The 18,568-nt window shown below is 71.0% G+C and carries 18 protein-coding genes; 10 read left to right on the top strand and 8 right to left on the bottom strand.

What is annotated here, in order from left to right:
- Window positions 1-23: 23 nt before the first annotated feature.
- The 6 genes from AC0T5L_RS15430 to AC0T5L_RS15405 all read left to right on the top strand — a co-directional run bounded on the left by AC0T5L_RS15430 (window position 24) and on the right by AC0T5L_RS15405 (window position 6,087).
- The gene (locus tag AC0T5L_RS15430) at window positions 24-584 is read left to right on the top strand and encodes a TIGR03086 family metal-binding protein (protein ID WP_476166163.1); all 561 of its coding nucleotides are present in this window, start codon (window positions 24-26) and stop codon (window positions 582-584) included.
- Between the two features lie 126 nt (window positions 585-710).
- Window positions 711-1,748 (top strand): NAD(P)-dependent alcohol dehydrogenase, encoded by a 1,038-nt coding sequence (locus AC0T5L_RS15425; RefSeq protein WP_476166162.1) that lies wholly within the window; start codon window positions 711-713, stop codon window positions 1,746-1,748.
- Between the two features lie 249 nt (window positions 1,749-1,997).
- Window positions 1,998-2,183: a hypothetical protein gene (locus AC0T5L_RS15420; protein WP_476166161.1), complete on the top strand. Its 186-nt coding sequence runs from the start codon at window positions 1,998-2,000 to the stop codon at window positions 2,181-2,183.
- Between the two features lie 330 nt (window positions 2,184-2,513).
- Window positions 2,514-3,017, top strand: coding sequence for a 2Fe-2S iron-sulfur cluster-binding protein (locus AC0T5L_RS15415; RefSeq protein WP_476166160.1), 504 nt, complete (start codon window positions 2,514-2,516; stop codon window positions 3,015-3,017).
- The gene (locus AC0T5L_RS15410; protein WP_476166159.1) at window positions 3,014-4,006 is read left to right on the top strand and encodes an FAD binding domain-containing protein; all 993 of its coding nucleotides are present in this window, start codon (window positions 3,014-3,016) and stop codon (window positions 4,004-4,006) included. The genes AC0T5L_RS15415 and AC0T5L_RS15410 overlap by 4 nt, the downstream gene beginning before the upstream one ends.
- 23 nt (window positions 4,007-4,029) lie before the next feature.
- Entirely contained in the window at window positions 4,030-6,087 is a 2,058-nt protein-coding gene (locus AC0T5L_RS15405) for a xanthine dehydrogenase family protein molybdopterin-binding subunit (RefSeq protein WP_476166215.1), read from the top strand.
- Window positions 6,088-6,107: 20 nt separating this feature from the next.
- Here the strand turns inward: AC0T5L_RS15405 and AC0T5L_RS15400 are convergent, their stop codons facing one another.
- Together AC0T5L_RS15400 and AC0T5L_RS15395 are read right to left on the bottom strand one after the other, a co-directional pair.
- Complete coding sequence (locus AC0T5L_RS15400; protein WP_476166158.1) at window positions 6,108-6,860, bottom strand: YqjF family protein; 753 nt, start codon at window positions 6,858-6,860, stop codon at window positions 6,108-6,110.
- A 152-nt stretch (window positions 6,861-7,012) separates the two neighbouring features.
- Window positions 7,013-7,918 (bottom strand): manganese catalase, encoded by a 906-nt coding sequence (locus AC0T5L_RS15395; protein ID WP_476166157.1) that lies wholly within the window; start codon window positions 7,916-7,918, stop codon window positions 7,013-7,015.
- A gap of 193 nt (window positions 7,919-8,111) precedes the next feature.
- Here AC0T5L_RS15395 and AC0T5L_RS15390 point away from each other — a divergent pair, with 193 nt between their 5' ends.
- Complete coding sequence (locus AC0T5L_RS15390; protein WP_476166156.1) at window positions 8,112-9,173, top strand: sodium:calcium antiporter; 1,062 nt, start codon at window positions 8,112-8,114, stop codon at window positions 9,171-9,173.
- Between the two features lie 27 nt (window positions 9,174-9,200).
- Here AC0T5L_RS15390 and AC0T5L_RS15385 read toward each other — a convergent pair whose 3' ends face one another.
- From AC0T5L_RS15385 to AC0T5L_RS15375, 3 genes are all read right to left on the bottom strand, one after another.
- Window positions 9,201-9,695: a metallophosphoesterase family protein gene (locus tag AC0T5L_RS15385; RefSeq protein WP_476166155.1), complete on the bottom strand. Its 495-nt coding sequence runs from the start codon at window positions 9,693-9,695 to the stop codon at window positions 9,201-9,203.
- A gap of 80 nt (window positions 9,696-9,775) precedes the next feature.
- Complete coding sequence (locus AC0T5L_RS15380) at window positions 9,776-10,447, bottom strand: lysophospholipid acyltransferase family protein (protein ID WP_476166154.1); 672 nt, start codon at window positions 10,445-10,447, stop codon at window positions 9,776-9,778.
- Between the two features lie 185 nt (window positions 10,448-10,632).
- Window positions 10,633-11,556 carry a threonine/serine dehydratase gene (locus AC0T5L_RS15375; RefSeq protein WP_476166153.1) on the bottom strand — a complete coding sequence of 308 codons (924 nt, stop codon included), beginning with the start codon at window positions 11,554-11,556 and terminating at the stop codon, window positions 10,633-10,635.
- Window positions 11,557-11,658: 102 nt separating this feature from the next.
- On the opposite strand from AC0T5L_RS15375, the gene AC0T5L_RS15370 reads away from it, so the two are divergent.
- Entirely contained in the window at window positions 11,659-12,588 is a 930-nt protein-coding gene (locus AC0T5L_RS15370) for a LysR family transcriptional regulator (protein WP_476166214.1), read from the top strand.
- A gap of 43 nt (window positions 12,589-12,631) precedes the next feature.
- Here the strand turns inward: AC0T5L_RS15370 and AC0T5L_RS15365 are convergent, their stop codons facing one another.
- Window positions 12,632-13,264: a trimeric intracellular cation channel family protein gene (locus tag AC0T5L_RS15365; RefSeq protein ID WP_476166152.1), complete on the bottom strand. Its 633-nt coding sequence runs from the start codon at window positions 13,262-13,264 to the stop codon at window positions 12,632-12,634.
- 282 nt (window positions 13,265-13,546) lie between these two features.
- On the opposite strand from AC0T5L_RS15365, the gene AC0T5L_RS15360 reads away from it, so the two are divergent.
- Window positions 13,547-14,905: a dihydrolipoyl dehydrogenase family protein gene (locus AC0T5L_RS15360; protein WP_476166151.1), complete on the top strand. Its 1,359-nt coding sequence runs from the start codon at window positions 13,547-13,549 to the stop codon at window positions 14,903-14,905.
- Window positions 14,906-14,922: 17 nt separating this feature from the next.
- Here the strand turns inward: AC0T5L_RS15360 and AC0T5L_RS15355 are convergent, their stop codons facing one another.
- Both AC0T5L_RS15355 and AC0T5L_RS15350 read right to left on the bottom strand, forming a co-directional pair.
- The gene (locus AC0T5L_RS15355) at window positions 14,923-15,777 is read right to left on the bottom strand and encodes a siderophore-interacting protein (protein ID WP_476166150.1); all 855 of its coding nucleotides are present in this window, start codon (window positions 15,775-15,777) and stop codon (window positions 14,923-14,925) included.
- Window positions 15,778-15,902: 125 nt separating this feature from the next.
- Window positions 15,903-16,919, bottom strand: coding sequence for an N-acetylglucosamine kinase (locus AC0T5L_RS15350; RefSeq protein ID WP_476166213.1), 1,017 nt, complete (start codon window positions 16,917-16,919; stop codon window positions 15,903-15,905).
- Between the two features lie 665 nt (window positions 16,920-17,584).
- On the opposite strand from AC0T5L_RS15350, the gene AC0T5L_RS15345 reads away from it, so the two are divergent.
- Window positions 17,585-18,520, top strand: coding sequence for a TauD/TfdA dioxygenase family protein (locus AC0T5L_RS15345; protein WP_476166149.1), 936 nt, complete (start codon window positions 17,585-17,587; stop codon window positions 18,518-18,520).
- The last annotated feature ends 48 nt before the right edge of the window (window positions 18,521-18,568 follow it).

The following is an 18,568-nucleotide window of genomic DNA, read 5'->3' as shown; positions in this document are numbered from 1 at the left end:
GATATCCGTCCTGGGGGAGACTCATGGCACGACTGACCGACCTGCACGGCACCGCGATGGGGGAGTTCGACCGGCGGGTCCGTGGGGTCAAGCTGACGGACTGGGCGTTGCCCACGCCTTGTGCCGGGTGGGATGTGCACGACCTGGTCAACCACCTGACCACTGAGCAGCTGTGGGTGCCGTCCCTGCTGGGTGGCGCGCGGGTCGAGGACATCGGTGACCGTTTCGATGGTGACAACCTGGGTGATGAGCCCATCACCACTTGGGAGGTGGCCGCCCGTGAGGCCCGTGCCGCCTGGCTCGCCCCGTCCTCCCTGGAAAGCACGGTGCACTTGTCCTTCGGGGACGCGCCCGCCGAGCTCTACCTGTGGCAGATGACTTTCGACCTGACGGTTCACGCCTGGGATCTGGCGCGGGCTCTCGGCGTCGACGAGACCCTCGATCCCGGCCTGGCCAAGGAGGTGCACACGTGGGCGAGCGGTCAGGGGTTCGGTCCGGGGCCGATGTTCGACGCGCCCGTGGAGGTCGGTTCCGATGCCAGTGTCCAGGACCGGCTCATCGCCCTCACCGGCAGGACTCCCTGAGCTGGCGGAGCCGGTGCGGGGCCGGGGCGGTGCGGCACGTTTCGGCGGTGCGGACCGCGGAAAGTGCGCCTACGAAGGAGCCGTTTTTCGTTCGGTGCGCGGAGCCGAGAGACCTCAGGGGGCAGTATGCGTGCGGTACGGGTACACGAGTACGGTGGGGAGCCCTCCGTCGACGAGGTCTCCGACCCGCAGGCCAAGGGGCCGCTGGACGTCCTGGTACAGGTCGACGCCGCGGGCGTGTGCCGTACCGACCTGCATGTCGTCGAGGGCCAGTGGGCTGACAAGAGCGGGGTCTCCCTGCCCTACGTTCTTGGGCACGAGAACGCGGGGACCGTGGTCGAGATCGGTTCGGCCGTCACCAATGTGCTGGTCGGGGACAAGGTGATCCTGCATCCTCTGGTCACGTGCGGGTTGTGCCGCCCCTGTCGGGCGGGGGACGACGTCCACTGTGAGAACTCCTCCTTTCCCGGGATCGACGCCAACGGCGGTATGGCCGAGCTGTTGCTCACCAACGCGCGCTCCTGCGTCAAGCTCGCTGAGGGGCTGGCGCCGGTGGATGTGGCCGCGCTTGCTGATGCTGGGCTGACCGCCTATCACGCTGTCCGCAGGGCTGTTCCGCTGTTGTATCCGGGGGCGCATGTGGTGCTGGTCGGGGCCGGGGGGCTCGGCCATATCGGGATCCAGGTGCTCAACGCGCTCAGTCCCGCCGAGCTGACCGTCGTGGACCGTTCGGAGGAGGCGCTGGGTGTGGCTGAGGAGCTTGGCGCCCAGCACACGGTCCTGGCCGATGGCACCCAGGCTGAGGCGGTCGCCGGCATCACCGGTGGCAAGGGCGCGCATGTGGTGTTGGACTTCGTCGGTGAGGGCGGCACCGAGAAGGAGGGTGTGGCCATGACCCGCGACGCCGGGAGTTACTTCGTCATCGGCTACGGCGGCGCGTTGGACGTTTCCACCATCGATATCATCTCCCGTGAGATCTCCATCGTCGGCAACCTGGTGGGCAGCTACAACGATCTCGTCGAGCTCATGCGTCTGGCCTCCCTGGGCAGAGTGCGCCAGCGCACGAAGACCTATCGGCTTGAGGACGCCCCTGAGGCTTTCGAGGACCTGGACAAGGGTCGGTTGCCGGGGGCCAGGGCGGTTCTGGAGCCCGTCGGGGGCTGAACCCCTTCGAGGCTGGAGCGGTGGCCGCGTCGGCGGACAGGTCCTGCTCCGTGGCCCGATGCGGCCACCCCCGCCTTCGACTGTCGGCGGCGTCTTCCCGCGGGGCGCGGCCGCACGGCAGGGTAGCGGCGGTACGGACCCGAAGTGACGGAAGGCTCCGTGTGGGCCGCGGGACCGGTGCGGGGTGTCCGGCGCAACGGGCGGTGCTAGCTTGGCGGGCACAACCGACCGCAGAAAGTGGTTTCCATCGTGCAACCCAAGGCGCATCTGGCCTTCGGCGCGGCAGCCGCAGGGGTGGCCGCCTCCATCCTCGCCTTCGACCTGCCCTACTACGCCATAGCGGCCGCCACCGCACTGATCGGCTTGTTCGCCGTCTGGCTCACACTGGCGGCCCGCGATATCCGGGCGCGCAAGTCGGCTTCCTCCGCCCCGTAGCGGCCCCGATAGCCCGGGATGGTCAGATGGCGTCCATCATCGGTCGTCCCTCCTGAACGGCCGGTCGAACGGCGCCGGTAACGCCCCTCCGTGGGCTGTGTGAGCGTTCCGGCCCGCAAGGTCCCCTTGGACGGGCGAGTCATCACGCACCGGCAGCGGTCATCGCGGTGCTCGGCCGCCCGTGCCGGGCAAACGACCGGGGCGAATGCGAGCGGGGTTCGCGCCGTGTCGGCTTTCGGTAGTCCCGAACCTGTCACAGACTGTGTCGAGCCTTCGATGTTCTGTGCGGAGAAGGCGAGGACAGTTCACACACGAGGGAGGGCACCGCCGTTGGAGGCGACGATCACACTGCACGTCGACGGTGAGAAACACGAACTCACCGTCGATACCCGCACCACCCTGCTGGACGCTCTACGCGACCGGTTGGAGGTGACCTCGCCCAAGAAGGGCTGTGACCACGGCCAGTGCGGATCGTGCACGGTCCTGTTGGAGGGCCGCCGTGTCGTGTCCTGCCTGGCCTTCGCGGTCGCGCACGACGGCGCCAACGTCACCACGGCCGCCGGGCTCGCCGAGGAGGGGCAGCTGCACCCTGTGGCCCGTGCCTTCGTCGACCATGACGGTTTCCAGTGTGGCTACTGCACGCCCGGCCAGGTCTGTTCAGCGGTTGGCATGTTGGAGGAGGCCGCCGCCGACTGGCCCAGTCATGCCACCGAGGACCTCAACGCTGCGGTCCGTCTGGACGATGAGGAGATCCGCGAGCGTATGAGCGGCAACCTGTGCCGCTGCGGTGCCTACGTCAACATCGTCGCCGCCATCAGGGAGGCCGCCCGGTGAAACCGTTCGACTACACCCGGCCGACCGAGGCGGCCGCGGCCGTTGCCGCCGTGGCGGGCGATCCCGGGGCCGCCTACATCGGTGGGGGCACCAACCTGGTCGACCGTATGAAGCTGGGCATCACCGAGCCCACCGCGCTCGTGGACGTGCGCGAGCTGCTCAGCGACCGGATCGAGGAGCTCGCCGACGGTCGGATCCGTGTCGGTGCGGCCGTGCCCAACAGCGACCTGGCCGCCCATCCCGAGGTGCGCAGGCGCTATCCCGTTCTCTCCAAGGCCCTGCTGGCGGGAGCCTCGGGCCAGCTGCGCAACGCCGCCACCACCGGTGGCAACCTTCTGCAACGCACACGGTGTGTGTACTTTCAGAACCGCGCCATGCCCTGCAACAAGCGCGAACCCGGTACGGGGTGCTCGGCGGTGGAGGGCTACGGCCGCTACAACGCCGTCCTGGGCACCTCCGAGCACTGTGTGGCCACCCATCCGTCCGACATGGCGGTCGCGCTGACCGCCCTGGGCGCGCGTGTGCACGTGCTCGGTCCGGGCGGGGAGCGCACCGTCGACCTGCCCGGCCTGCACCGGCTGCCCGGTGGGGAGCCCGAGCGTGACACCGTTCTGGAGCACGGCGATCTGATCACCGCCGTTGACCTGCCCCACCTGCCTCTGGCGGCCCGGTCGGCCTATCGCAAGGTGCGCGACCGTGCCTCCTACGCCTTCGCGCTGGTGTCGGTGGCTGCTGCGCTCGACGTCGTGGACGGCACCGTCGTCGATGTGCGTGTGGCCTTCGGCGGCCTGGCGCACGCGCCCTGGCGCGCACACCGCGTTGAGGAGGCGTTGCGTGGCGGAGAGGCGACCGAGGAGGCCTTCCGTGAAGCCGGGCGGGCCGAGCTCGCCGACGCGAGTACCGGGCCGGACAACGCCTTCAAGGTTCCCATGGCCGTCAACGCACTGGCCTCGACCCTGCGCGAGCTGACCGCTGAGGAGGCACGTTGAACGAGACGTCGCAGCTGCGAGCCATGGGACGGCCGCTGGCCCGCCTGGAGGGTGTGGACAAGGTCACGGGTCGGGCGCCCTACGCCTATGAGCACCCGTTCGCCGACCCCTTGTACCTGCATCCGGTGCTGTCCACCCTCGCGAGGGGACGCGTCACCGGTGTCGATGCCGGTGAGGCCGGAGCGCTGGAGGGGGTGCGTGCCGTCCTGACCTCCGTCAACGCTGAGCGGCTCGCCGACACCGGGGACCGGGAGTTCGCCGTTCTACAGTCCGAGGAGGTGGCCTTTCACGGCCAGTTCGTCGCCGCGGTCGTGGCCGACACCCCCGAGATCGCCCGGCAGGCGGCTGGGCTGGTGCGGGTGGACTACGAGCGGTGGCCGCACGAGGTGGTGCTGAGCGCCGATCATGAGCGCCTGTACCGGCCCGAGAACCAGGGCGGGCCCGCGGCCGACACTGAGCAGGGTGAGGTCGAGGCGGCACTGGGGCGGGCCGAGGTCCTGGTCGATCAGGCCTATCGCACGCCCACGGAGCACAACAACCCGATGGAGCCGCACACCACCGTGGCCCTGTGGGAGGAGGGCGGGTTCTTGACGCTCTACGATTCCACCCAGGGCGTGCACGTGGTCCGTGAGACGGTGGCCGCGGTGTTCGGTCTGGAGCTGGAGCAGGTCAGGGTGGTCGCGCCTCACGTGGGGGGTGGTTTCGGCTCCAAGGGAGAGGCGCACGCCCACAACATCCTGGCCGCGATGGCCGCCCGTGCCCTGCCCGGGCGTCCGGTCAAGTTCGCGCTGACCCGGCAGCAGATGTTCTGCCTGGTGGGCTACCGCACCCCCACCATCCAGAGGATGCGGTTGGGCGCTGACCGTGACGGGCGGTTGGGTGTGGTCGTCCATGACTCGGTGGAGCAGACCTCGACCGTCAAGGAGTTCCCCGAGCAGAGCGCGATGTGTTCGCGGTGGATGTATGCCGCGCCGAGCCGCCGTACCACCCACCGGATGGCCGCTTTGGACGTGCCCGTCAATTTCTGGATGCGTGCTCCGGGTGAGGCTCCGGGGATGTACGCGGCGGAGGCGGCCATGGACGAGCTCGCCCAGGCGTGCGGGGTCGATCCCGTGGAACTGCGGGTGCGCAACGAGCCTGAGACTGATCCCCAGAGCGGTGCGCCGTGGTCGGGGCGGCGGTTGGTCAGGTGTCTGCGGGAGGGCGCTGAGCGCTTCGGCTGGCATGGGCGCGATCCGGAGCCCGGGGCCCGCCGTGAGGGGGACTGGCTGGTTGGTACCGGTGTGGCCGCGGCGAGTTACCCGCACCTGTTCAACCCGGGGTCGGTGGCCCGTATCAGCTACGGCGACGACGGCCGCTACGAGGTGGGGATCGGTGCTGTGGACATCGGTACCGGTGCCTGGACCGCGCTCACCCAGATCGCGGCTGATGCTTTGGGTTGTTCTGTGGCCGAGGTGCGGTTGCGGATCGGTGACACCGGTCTGCCCTCGGCCTCCGTCGCGGGCGGGTCCAGTGGCACCAGCTCCTGGGGTACGGCGATCGTGACCGCGGCCCGGGCCTTTCGCGCCGAGCACGGGCACGCTCCGCTGCCGGGGGCGACCACGAGCGCCAGCGCGGCGGAGGACACCGTCGATGAGGGGTATGCGGTCTACTCCTTCGGTGCGCACTTCGCTGAGGTGCGGGTGCGGGCTGACACGGGCGAGATCCGGGTACCGCGCATGTTCGGCATGTTCTCGGTGGGGCGGGTGGTTAATCCACGCACGGTGCGTTCGCAGTTTCTGGGCGGGATGGTCATGGGTGTGTCGATGGCGTTGCATGAGGAGAGTTTCCGGGATCCGCGCCACGGCCACGTCGCCAACGGGGACTTCGCCGAGTACCACATCCCCACCAACGCTGATGTGGGCGATCTGCGGGCCGACTGGTTGGAGGAGGAGGATCTTCGCGCCACCCCCATGGGTTCGCGGGGCGCGGGCGAGATCGGCATCGTCGGTACGGCCGCGGCGGTGGCCAACGCCGTCCACCACGCCACGGGCGTACGGGTGCGGGACCTGCCGGTCACGGCGGACAAGCTTGTACGTTGACCGGTTCGTGCGGTCGCGGGTCAGGTGCGGGGTGCGCTCAGCAGGGAGGGGCACACGCTGGTGTCCACCCCGGGCGACCACAGCACTGACACGGGTGCGCGGTCGCCGACGTGTACGCCCGCGGCCCGGAGCAGGTCGCCCTCGTACTCCCAGGAGCGCATGCGGTACAGGGGCCAGGGCCGGTGTTCCACCCGGATCCACCAGGTGTGTGCCGCGCGACGGGTGTGCAGGCCCCACCGTGCGGTGACGAAGCGCTCCAGCGGGGACTCGTGGGTCACGCGCTCGCCCGTGGCCGCCCGCCAGCGGCCCCGGGCCCCGTCCCGGGGCAGGCGTCGGCGTACCGCGCCCGTGTGTACGCCGCCCCTGCGGCACAGGGAGATGTCCGACCACATGTAGGGCAGGCCGACCAGGGCTCTGGCGGCCAGAACGTTGTGCGCTGAGTCGGCGTCCATGGACAGGAACACCACGCCCTGGCGTCCGTGTCCGTCCACCGAGTACAGGCGTACGTTGACCTCGTCGAATCCGCCGATGGGGATTCCCGCGGCCGTGGTGGTGGGGACGTGGAAGGCCACGAGTCCGACGTAGGTGGTCCCCTCCATCACGTCGGGGCGGGTGCCTCGGGGCAGCAGCGGGGCCGCTTGTTCGGGTGGGACCGCCCAGTGCGTGAGGACCACGTCGCGCCAGTCCTGCTTGAGCAGCGGCGGCCCGGGCAGGGGCGGTGGGTCGGTGGGAGGCAGCGCTTCCCGGTTCCCGAGCGTTGGTGTCTTCTTCACCGGTTCCTCTCACCCTGCCGGGTACGGGGCGGCCTCCGCCGCCTCGTGGGGATGAGCCCGTGCCCACGGTATCGGGCCGTTCGCGGCGGGGAGGGGCTTCCGCCCGCCCCGTGGCGGGTGGGGCGGGCGGAAGGGCGGTTTCTGGCGGTGGGCTACTCCAGGGTGTCCTTGAGTTTGCCCATGACGCCTTCGCCCTTGGTGGCCTGCGAGGCGCCCTTGGCCGATCCCTCTCCGCCCGGACCGGCGAAGGAGGCGTACAGCTTGGGATCTGGAGGAGGCGCGGAGGCCGGGCCGCCGAGCGGCTGGGGCTGGTCGAGGTAGCGCAGCTCGTGCCGGCCGTCGGGTGCGGGCCTGTTCGACCAGCGGGCCTCGGCGGCGGCCGTGCCGTCGGACAGGCCCCAGATGGTGTTGGCGTGTTCCTGGTTCTCCTCGTCCAGGAGCGCGTTGGGGGCGATCTCGCCCTCGATGCCGTCCTCCTGGAGTTCCTCGATGGCGGCCAGCCACATGTTCTGGTGGACGGTGTCCCGGGCCAGGTTGAACTGGAGCATCGCCTTGACGCCGGGGTCGTCGGTCATGTTGTACAGCCGTGCGGTCTGGAGCCTGCCCTGGGCTTCGGCCGCGACGTTGGCACGGAAGTCCGCCAGCAGGTTGCCGCTGGCCACGATGTACTTGCCGTTCCACGGGGTGCCCCCGGAGTCGGCGGGTACGGCGCCGCCTCCGGCGACGATGGCCTGCTGGGGGTTCATACCGCCCACGATCGCCGCCACCGCGGGGTCCTTGACCGCCTTGGCCACGGTTTCGGCCGGGGCGCCCTCCAGCAGGCGCGCCACCATGGTGGCGAGCATCTCGACGTGGCCGATCTCCTCGGTGGCCACGTCCATGATCAGGTCCTTGTACTTGCCCTCGATACGGCAGTTCCAGCCCTGGAACAGGTACTGCATGGTGACAGTCATCTCGCCGAAGGCGCCGCCGATGAGTTCTTGGAGTTTGGCCGCGTAGAGCGCGTCGGGTGCCTCGGGTTTGGCCTCGAACTGTAGGTGTTTGGTGTGTCGGAACACGGGTGCGCCTCATCACTGGGGGATGTGGTTTGAACAATTTCTGTTTCGGCCGCTACCCGGGTGCTCAGTGCGTATGCGCGGTTGGGGGAGAGTTGGGTTTTCATGTGCCGCCTCTGTGCCTGCGTGGCGGCTGTGTGGGCAGGAGGTAGGCCGTCAGGGGCTTGTCCGTACGGATCGAGGGAGCGGGGACGACATGCTGGAGGCGCTGGTCCCTCCCTGGCCGCTGGGGTGGAGCGTTGGGCTCTTCGTCCTGGTGGCCGCGGTGACGGTGGTGGCCAGTATCAGGTTGGCGGGGTTGGGTGATGTCCTGGCTGACCGCACCGGGTGGGGTGAGGCGGTCTTCGGCGCGGTCTTCTTCGGTCTGGCCACCTCCTTGTCGGGGATCGTGATGACGGCGGTCAGCGCCTCGGTGGACCAGCCCGGGCTGGCCTACAGCAACGCGGTGGGGGGTATCGTCGCGCAGACGCTCGCGTTGGCGGTCGCCGACTTCTTCCACCGGCGCGCCAACTTGGAGCATGCCGCGGCGTCCTCGGCCAATCTGCTCTTCTGCTGCATGCTGATCGGGTTGTTGGCGTTGGCGCTGCTCACGGCTTTTGGGCCCGATGTGACCGCCCTGGGGGTGCATCCCGCCTCGGTCGGGTTGGTCCTGTTCTACGCGGGCGGGCTCTGGCTGATCCACAAGGAGCACGAGCATCCGATGTGGAGGGCCGTGCGCACGACCGAGACCGTGGTGGATGTTCCCGGCCAAGGCGACGCGGGCGGTCCGGGCGGCGGCGACGGGGCCGGTGCGAGGACCGCCGTGCTGTGGGTGCGTTTTCTCACGGTGGGCGCTGTGGTGGCCGTGGGCGGATGGGCTCTCGCTCGTGCGGCCGCGACGATCGTGGATTCCACGGGGCTCAACGCGGGGTTCGTGGGCGCGGTGGCGATGGGCGCGGTCAACGCCCTGCCCGAGACGGTCGCGGCGGTCGCGGCGGTCCGGCGGGGCGCGATGACACTGGCGGTGGCCGCGGTTATCGGCGGTAACAGTCTGGACGTGCTCAACCTGGCCGTGGGCGACGTCTTCTACCGGCAGGGATCGCTGTTCCATGTCGCCACCACGGACGAGTACTTCCTCACCACCGGGGCGCTGCTGATGACCGTGGTGCTGCTCGCCGGGCTCATCCTGCGCCAGGTGCGCGGTTGGGCCCGGATCGGTTTCGAGGGGGTACTGCTGATCGTGCTCTACGCGGGGATCGTCGGTGTGCTCGCCTTCTGAGGGTGGGAAGCGGCCCGGCCCCCTGCTTCAGCGCACCCGGTGCAGCCGCACCTCGCGCAGGTGCGCGTCCTGGGCGATCGCCGTCATGTAGGTGTGGTGGGGCTGGCGCCGCCGGTCCGTGGGCGATCCGGGATTGAGCAGGCGCGGCCCGCCGGGAGCGGTGGTGTCCCAGGGGATGTGCGAGTGCCCGAAGACCAGCACGTCGCAGTCGGTGAAGCGCGCCTGACAGCGTTTCTCGCGCCCCCGCGCGTCGCCGGTCTCGTGTACGACGGCGAAGCGCACCCCCTCCAGTGTGGGGCGGGCGACCTCGGGCAGTCGTGCGCGCAGTTCGGGGCCGTCGTTGTTGCCGTACACACCGACCAGGTGTGCGGCCCGTGCCTGGAGGCGTTCCAGGCTGGCCAGGTCGCACCAGTCCCCGGCGTGGACCACCGTGTCGGCCCGGTCGACCTCCCGCCACACCTGGTCGGGCAGGTCGCGTGCGCGGCGCGGGATGTGGGTGTCGGACAGGATCAGCACGCGCATGTTCGTAGCGTCTTCCGCTCAGCTTGGCCGTCACGTGGGCGGGACCGGGTCGGCCGGCCACCGGACGCGGTGGGTGGCCGCTATTCGTTGCTGTCCAAGGAGTTGTACCCCTTGGCCCGCTCCTGGCCCGACATGGTGTGGATGGCGTCCATGACGTGGTCGGTGATCACCCGCCGGGCCTTGCCCGGTGCGAGGTGGTCGTAGCCGGTGGAGAAGTCCATCGGTTCGCCGAAGCGGATGGTGAAGGGGTGCGGGCGCGGCACGGAGGCGCCGATGGGCTGTACGTGCTGGGTGCCCGTCACAGCCACCGGCACGACCGGGGCCTTGGACTCCAACGCCAGGTGGGCCACGCCCGTGCGGCCCCGGTACAGGCGGCCGTCCCGGGACCGGGTGCCCTCGGGGTAGACGACGCAGGCCTCGCCCGCGCGCAGCCGGTCCAGCATCATCTCCAGGGAGAGCATGGCGCCGCGTGCGTTGGCGCGCTGCACCGGCATGGCGCCCAGGGAGGAGAACACGGTCTTGGTGAGGCGGCCCTTGACGCCGGTGCCCTCGAAGTAGTCGGACTTGGCCAGGAACCGCACCCGGCGCTGGGTCACCGACAGGGGGATGACGACGCTGTCCACGAACGACAGGTGGTTGCTGGCCAGCAGGACCGGTCCGGTGTCGGGGATGTTCGTGCGGCCTTCGATGGTCGGGCGGCACAGGGTACGGGCGAGCACCGAGGCCGTCTGCCGCAACACACCGTAGAGCACGTGGTCTCCCTCACGAATGGTCAGATGTTGGAGTCCAATGTAAGGGCGACCGGTCGGTAACCATGGCCCGGGCATGGGGATAGTGCTCCAGGTCACCGGGGAGAGGGGGCGGTTTCTGTGCCGGGCGGGTACCGTGTCCTCTTCCTCGGGTGCGCTGGCCGCGGCGGTTCGGGGCCGGGCGTCGGTCAGCCGATGCGTCGCCACTCGGCGTTGGCTCCGCACACCACCAGGCACGGGCGCTCGCCGGGGACCCGTCCCGTCAGCCAGGCGGCGAAGGGCACGGCCGCGGCCGGTTCGGTGGCGATCCGCAGCTCCTCCCACAGCCGCTCCTGTGCTCGGAGGATCTCGGTGTCGCTGACCAGTACCGGGGTTACCGGGTGTTCGCGTAGTACCTCGAAGGGCACCTGGCCCAGGGAGGAGGCGCCCAGCGCGGAGGAGGCCACCGAGTCCACGGAGCCCTCCACGGGGTGGCCCGCGGCCAGTGCGGCGTGCATGCTCTGGCAGCCCTGGGGTTCGGCGCCCACGACCTGGCGTCCCTCCGCTCCCAGGCGCACACCGGCGACCAGTCCGCCGCCGCCCACGGCGACCGCGATGGTGTCGCACTCGGGGGCGTCGGTGGCGATCTCCAGCCCGATCGTGCCCTGGCCGGCGACGACGAGGGGGTCGTTGAAGGCGTGCAGATAGCGCACGCCCTCGGTTTCGGCGCGGGCCTTGGCGGCCTCGGCGGCCTCGGCGTAGTGCTCGCCGACCCGGATGATCTCGGCACCGGTGGCGGCCAGCGGTGTCGCCTTGGCCTCGGGGATCGTCTCGGGGACGTAGACCGTCGCGTGGATGCCGAGCAGGCGGGCGGCCGTGGCCACGCCCAGGCCGTGGTTGCCGCCGGAGGCGGTGATCACCCGGTCGGTGTCCTGTCCGCCCAGGAGGGCGTTGAGGGCTCCGCGCAGTTTGAAGGCGCCCGTGCGCTGTAGCTGCTCCAGCTTGAGCGTCAGCGGCCGTCCGTCGATCTCGGTGTGCAGTACCGGGGTGCGGCGGGCGTGTGGGGCGATGCGTTCGGCGGCGGCACGGACGTCGGTGGCCGTGGGCGCGTCGTGCGTGGTCGTGGGGCTCATGTATCCCACTGTGCCGCTACTACTCGTTAACTTAAAGTTGGGTTTGCTAAAGTTCGTTAAGCGAAACTTTGTGTCAGGTGTCGTTTGTGGGGTGTGGTCGCCGTGTTGGACGCCAACCGGTTGCGTGTACTCGTGGAGATCGCGCACGCGGGGTCGATCGCCGCCGCGGCCGAGCGGCTCTCCTTCACCTCGCCCGCCCTGTCCCAGCAGCTCACCAAGCTGGAGCGCGAGGTCGGCTGCCGTCTGGTCGAGCGCGGCCGTACCGGCGCCTCCCTCACCGAGGCGGGCCGTGTCCTGCTCGAACACGGCGAACGTGTGCTGGGGGAGTTGCGCGACGCGGAGTCGGCTGTGCGCGCCTTCGCGGGAGTGGCCCCCGACCGGTTGTCGCTGGGGGCCTTCGCCAGCGCGGGCCAGGTGCTGCTGCCCGCCACTTTGGCGGCTTTCGGCCACGAGCATCCCCACGTGCGCCTGTCCCTGTCCGACATCGAACCTCCCGGCGGGTACGACCTGGTCACCTCCGGGGAGTTGGACCTGTTGCTGACCCACCGTTATCCGGGTGTGCCCCTGCCCCGTGCGGGAGGGCTGCATCGCGAGCGCGTTCTGGTGGATCCGCTGTTGGCGGTCGCTCCCACCGGCCATCCGATCACCGACCAGGACCTGTCGCTGGCCGATCTGGCCGGGGAGGAGTGGATCTGCGGCGCGCCGGGCATCCACAACCGGATCAGTCTGGACACCGCCGCCGCCGACGCCGGGGTGCGCCTGGACGTGGCCTATGAGACCCGCGACTACGAGGTGGCCCTGGCCCTCATCGAGGCCGGTGTGGGTGTGGCCCTCATCCCGCTCAGCATCCTGGGCTCGGCTCGCCGGGGCGGCTGGGTGAGCCGTCCGCTGCGCGATGCCCGCCTGGCACGGGAGATCTATGCCGTGCACCGGCGCAACCCGCCCGAGCCGGTTCCGGCCATGGTCGCGATCCTGCGCGGTGTCGCCCACCGGGCCCTGGACCCGCGCGGTGCGGCGGTCGACGGGGGCTGAGGGGCGCCCGTCCTCGCCGGGCCGGTCCGTGCCGCGCGGGTGTTCACAGCGGCGGGGCGCCGGGCGGGCTGGGTGCGCTCCACCGGTACAGCAGTGACAGCAACCGCACGGTGAAGCACAGCAGGGCTCCCACCACGGCGATCCATCCCCAGGTCAGGCCCACGATGTAGGCGGCGGCGACCAGGCCCGCACCCAGCAGGGCCGGGGTGGCGTACAGACGTGAGTTCGCGCTGAGCACGGTCGGTACGCGGTTCAGCAGGACGTCGCGGATGGTGCCGCCGCCCACACCGGTGATGACGCCCAGGAGGGTGGCCTGCAGGGGGCCGAAGCCCAGTTCCAGGGCTTTGGTCGCACCGATCACGGCGAACAGGCTCAATCCGGCCGCGTCGAAGACGAGGATCGGTTTGGTCAGGTGGGTGAGCTGGCGGCTGAGGAAGAACGCGGTGGTCGCGCCCAGCAGGGCGGTGCAGATGTAGCGCCAGTCCTGGAAGGTCGCGGGGGTCACGCCGAGCAGCAGGTCGCGGATGACGCCGCCGCCGAGAGCGGTCACCACGCCCAGGGACAGGACGCCGACGATATCCACGCGCGCGGTGCGGATGGCGGTCAGCGATCCGTCGATGGCGAAGGCGAGGATGCCCATGAGGTCGAGGAGGAGGATCAGGGTCTGCGTGGACATACGTGTGCGCCGAGGATGGCGTTTCCTTCCGGGTGGGCCAGTTGGGCCGGATACCGACCGACTATTCCACCACGTCCGAGGCCCTTTCAGCGCCTGTTCGCGCTGTGACGCGCCGCACGGGGGAGGGCGCCCGGATGCGCTTTCGGATCCTGCCCGCCCTTCGGGGACGCGGTGTCGTGGGCTCCGCGTTGGTGGTGCACAACGGCGTGTCGAGCCCTTCCGCGCCCCGGACAGGGGACACGATCGGGGTGATCCACCGGGCTGCGGGCGAAGTGAGGGCGCATGGAGCACATGGACGCGATCGTCATCGGGATGGGGCCGGGCGGTGAGACCGTCGCGGGGCGGCTGCTTTCCGCGGGCATGCGGGTGGCGGTCGTCGAACGCGAGCTCATCGGCGGCGAGTGCGGCTACTGGGCGTGCATCCCCACCAAGGTGCTGCTTCGCCCGCCGGAGGTGCGCCAGGAGACCGAGGGCGCGGCAGGGGTCGCTCGTCCGGACCTGGACTGGCCGCGGCTGCGCGACTACCGGGACCAGATGATCCGCCACCTCGACGACTCCGCGCAGGTGCGGGGGTACCGGGACCAGGGCGCGCTGGTGCTGCGGGGGCCGGGGCGCATCACCGGCCGTGACCCCTGGCGGGTGGTGGTGGGCGAGGCCGAACTCACCGCCGACCACGTGGTCGTGGCCACCGGATCGGCGGCCACGCGTCCGCCGATCGAGGGGCTGGAGGAGCTGGACCCCTCCGTGGTGTGGACCAACCGGGAGGCCGCCACCCTGACCGCCGTTCCTGACCGTGCCCTCGTGGTCGGGGGCAGCGCGGTGGGGGTGGAGCTGGGCCAGTTCCTGGCCCGTATGGGCTCGTCCGTGACCGTCGTTCAGCGCGGTCCCCGCCTGGTGGACCGTGAGGAGCCCCGGCTGTGTGAGCTGATCAGCGACCAGTTCGAGCGCGACGGCGTCACCGTGCACCTGAACACCCAGGTCTCCTCGGTCTCCCGTGACGGCGACGGGGTCGGGGCCGTCCTGGACAGCGGTGAACGTGTGCGCACCGACGTCGTGGTGCTCGCCGCCGGACGCAGGCCCCGCACCGAGGGGCTGGGACTGGAGGAGGCCGGTGCGAAGCTGGAGCGCTCGGCCCTGGTGGTGGACGAGCGCTGTCGGGCGGCGCCGGGCCTGTGGGGGGTCGGTGACGCCACCGGGCGGGCGATGTTCACCCACGTGGCCAAGTACCAGGGGCGCGTGGTCGCCGACAACATCCTGGGCGTCGGCCGGGCCGCCGACTACACGGCCGTTCCGCGTGTCGTCTTCTCCTATCCCGAGATCGCCGGAGTGGGGCTCACCGCGGATCAGGCCCGGGAGCGGGGGATCGACACGGTCACCGCCGAGGCCGACCTGCCCCAGGCCCTGGCCCGGCCCTGGACCTATGACACCGACCCGCGCGGCACGCTGGGCCTGGTGGCCGACCGCGGGCGCGGTGTGCTGGTGGGTGCGTGGGCGTTCGCGCCCATGGCCGCGGAGTGGATCCACACCGCGGCGCTCGCGATCCGTACGGGTCTGCCGGTCGCGGCGCTGGCCGATTCGATCCCGCAGTTTCCCACGTTCAACGAGGCCTACCTCATCGCCTTGGAGGACCTGCGGATGTGAGGCCGACCGGGTGGCGTTCAGCCGTTCGCGGCCAGGGCGGCCTCCTCCTCGGCTTCCACTCCGCGGTTCCACTCGCCCTTGGACGCCTGCCAGCCGTCCTCATCGCGGCCCAGGCGCCAGTAGCCGGACACCGACAGCTGCTCCTTGGGCAGGGCGTGTTCGACGCGCAGCAGGCGGCGCAGGTCACGTACGAAGGCGGCTTCACCGTGCACGAAGGCGTGGACGCGGCCCCCGGCGAAGTCGAGTGCGCGCACGGCGGGGACCAGGGCCGAGCCGACGGTGCGGTCCCCACGGTGCAGCCAGTGCACGTGGACGCCGTCGTGGGCGCTGAGCTCCTGTTCCTCCTCGGGGCCGCTGACCTCGATGAACACGTGGGCGGTGGTGTTGGGCCCGAGCCGTTCCACGGCGGTGGCGATGGCGGGCAGAGCGCTCTCGTCCCCGGCCAGCAGGTGCCAGTCGGCGTCGGGGGCGGGGGAGTATCCGCCGCCGGGTCCCAGGAAGCGCAGCCGGTCGCCCGGTCCGGCCCCGGCGGCCCACACACCGGCCAGGCCGGTGTCGCCGTGGTGGACGAAGTCGAGGGTGAGCCGCCGTGTGCCGGGATCCCAGGCGCGCACGGTGTAGGTGCGGGTGACCGGCCACTTCTCGCGGGGGCGTTCGGCGCGCACGCGTTCCAGGTCGAAGGTTTCGGGGTCCTCCGGCGCGGGTGGCGGGAAGAGCAGTTTGACGTAGCTGTCGGTGTGGCCGTTGGTGGCGAACGCCGAGAGGCCGTCTCCGCCGAGTACGACCCGGATCATGTGCGGGGTGAGCTGTTGGACCGTCTCCACCCGTCCTGTGTGCACGGTCCTGGCCGGCCGTCCCTGCCGTTGAGCCACGGCGTCCCCCTTCTTCCTGCCTGGGTTAGGCAAACCTAAGTTAGACATACCTTAGTGCACAGTGCGCAAAAGGGGCAAAACTTCGTGTTGGCTGCCGCGGGTTACGTGCCGTCCGCCGTGCGGCCTCAGGCGGCGTCCGTGCGGCTTCGGCCGCGGTCCCGGTCGGCCTGGGTGAAGACCGCGTGCAGCCGGTGGTCGTCCTCGGGCGCCCCCGCCCGCAGGGCCGCCAGCCAGGCCGCTCCGCCCACCGTGCACCCGGCCATGGCGATCACGGATCCGGCCGTGCCCATGGCCAGCTTGCGGGTGAGCGCGGACCGTACCGGACCGGACCCCGTCAGCACCCCGCCCGCCAACACCACGGGCAGCCTCTCGCCGGGGGTGCGTACCTGGTGCACCGAATGCGCCAGGTGTCCGGCGGCGGCCTCCACGATCACCTCGGCCGCCGGGTCGCCCAGCATGTGGGCCTCGCTGACCAGTGGTGCGAGTCCGGCGAGCATGACCGGGTCGGCGGAGGTCAGGGTCCGGGCGAAGCCGCGGGCGTGCTCCTCGGGCAGGTGTTCCCCTCCGTCCGTCGGACGCTGGCCCGGGATGACCCTCTTGGCCACCGCGCGCGCCAGCGGGCTGAGCGCGCCGCCCCGGGACAGCTGCCGCGCCGTCTCCCGGGCGGCCTGGTGCCCGATCCAGAACCCCGAGCCCTCGTCGCCGATCAGCCACCCCATCCCGTCCGCCGAGCGGATCCGCCCGCGTCCGTCGATGCGGGTGGCGATCGCCCCGGTTCCGGCGATCAGTACCGTGCCGTCGGCGGTCGGGGTCCCCGAGGCGAAGGCCACCTCGTCGTCGCCGGTGAACACCCCGTGCCCCGGGTCCAGGCCCGCCTCGGCCAGGGCCCGCTCCATCCGCTCGCGTACGCGCCCCTCGCGCAGCGAGGACACACCGGCCAGGCCGACCACGGCGGCGGCCACGGCCTTGCGCGCACACGGTCCCGCCAGGTCCAGGGCGCCGCTGACGGCCTCGGCCAGTTGTCGGGAGGCCCCGTCCGCTCCGTGGGAGTTGGGGTTGGCGCCCCCCGCCCAGGCCTGGCCCAGGCGCTGGCCGGACAGTGTGGTGACCAGCGCGCGGGTGGTGGTGCCGCCGGCGTCCACGCCCAGGACGAGTCTGCTTCGGTCCTCTGGCTGGTCGGTTCGGGCCCGGGGCGAGGAGATCGTAGGTGTCACAGGAAAGAGGTGCCCCGCCGCGCCGCGTGTTACTCGCCCGGGCCGCACGGAAGGGGGCGCGTCGTGGCCGGTGCCGCCCGCACGGCCCCTCGGCGGCCTCTGTATCCCAGGGGCCGCCGGGCACGGCCGCGTCCTCGTCGCCGGCGGGGATGTTGACAGGGGAGCGCCCGATCCCCCACCCTCACAGGTATGGACACCCTCTCGTTGAACCGCCCGACCGCCAACCGGTGGTCCGCACGGGTCGACAGGGTGCGCCGCGGCACGCCGGGACTCATCCTGCGCCGCGGCCGCCTGGGGTCCCCTCCCCGCGGCTGATCCGCGGTTTCCTCGCGCCGGCGCAGCTCGCCGCCCCGCCCGCGGCCCACGTGTGCCCGAAGAGGGCGTTGACGCCCAGCCGCCCGGCTCCTCCACAGCCCCCACGGGCTCGCCGACCGGTGCTCTCACGCGTCAGCGCACGCCCTGGGGCACGTGTGCGCCATGCCATCGGCCATGACCGGTGGCCGGTGCGAAACCCCTCGTTCCGCGATTCTCCCGCCTGCGGCCCCTGCCCGCCCATCCCCGACCCCACCCATGCCCACAGGAAGGTACGCACCATGACAGCGACCATCGAGACCGCCTCGACGGGCCTGCGTGACAGCGCGGCCGTCGACAACGCCCTCGTGGAGGGCCCGCGCACCCTGCGCCGGTTCGCCACGGACGCGGCGTCCCGCCCCTATGAGCTGTTCGAGGTCCGCCCGCTCGGTCCCCTCATCGGCGCCGAGATCCACGGCGTGGACCTGCGGGCGCACATCAGCGAGGAACTGCGTGCCGAACTCCACCGTGCGCTGCTGGAGTTCAAGGTGATCTTCTTCCGCGACCAGCCCATCGACTCCGAGCGTCAACAGGAGATCGCCCGGATGTGGGGCGAGTTGGAGACCAACCCCTTCATCGACCAGGGGGACGACGCCCACATCGCCCGCTTCGCCAAGGGCTCGATGCCGCCCAGCTACGAGAACGTGTGGCACACCGACGTCACCTGGCGCGAAGCACCCGCCCTGGGCGCCGTCCTGCGGCTGGTGGAGGTCCCGCCGATGGGCGGCGACACCCTGTGGGCCGACATGGCAGCGGCCTACGACAACCTGCCCGAGGACGTTAAGGAGCGCATCGAGGGACGCACCGCCGTCCACGACGTCATCCCCGGCTTCGCGCGCTTCCTCGACGAGGACCGGCTCCTGGAGTGGCAGGACCGCTTCCCGCCGGTCGAGCACCCCGTCGTCCGCACACACCCCGAGACCGGGCGCAAAACGCTGTTCGTCAACGTCTCCTTCACGACGCGGATCGTCGGCCTGGACAAGGCGGAGAGCGACGAGATCCTGCGCTTCCTCTTCCAGCAGGCGCACGCCCCCGAGTTCCAGGTGCGCTTCTCCTGGAGGGCGAACTCGATCGCGTTCTGGGACAACCGTGCCACGCAGCACTACGCCGTGAACGACTACTACCCGCACCCGCGTGTGGCCGAGCGCGTGGCGATCGTCGGTGACCGCCCGTTCTAGGTTCTGTCTTCTGGCTCAACCACGAACCAGAGAACACGACCTAGGGGT

The sequence above is a fragment of the Nocardiopsis sp. TRM 82005 genome, from assembly GCF_056312425.1.
Note: the sequence above shows the minus strand (reverse complement) of the source record. Positions and strands in the feature narration are given on the sequence as shown.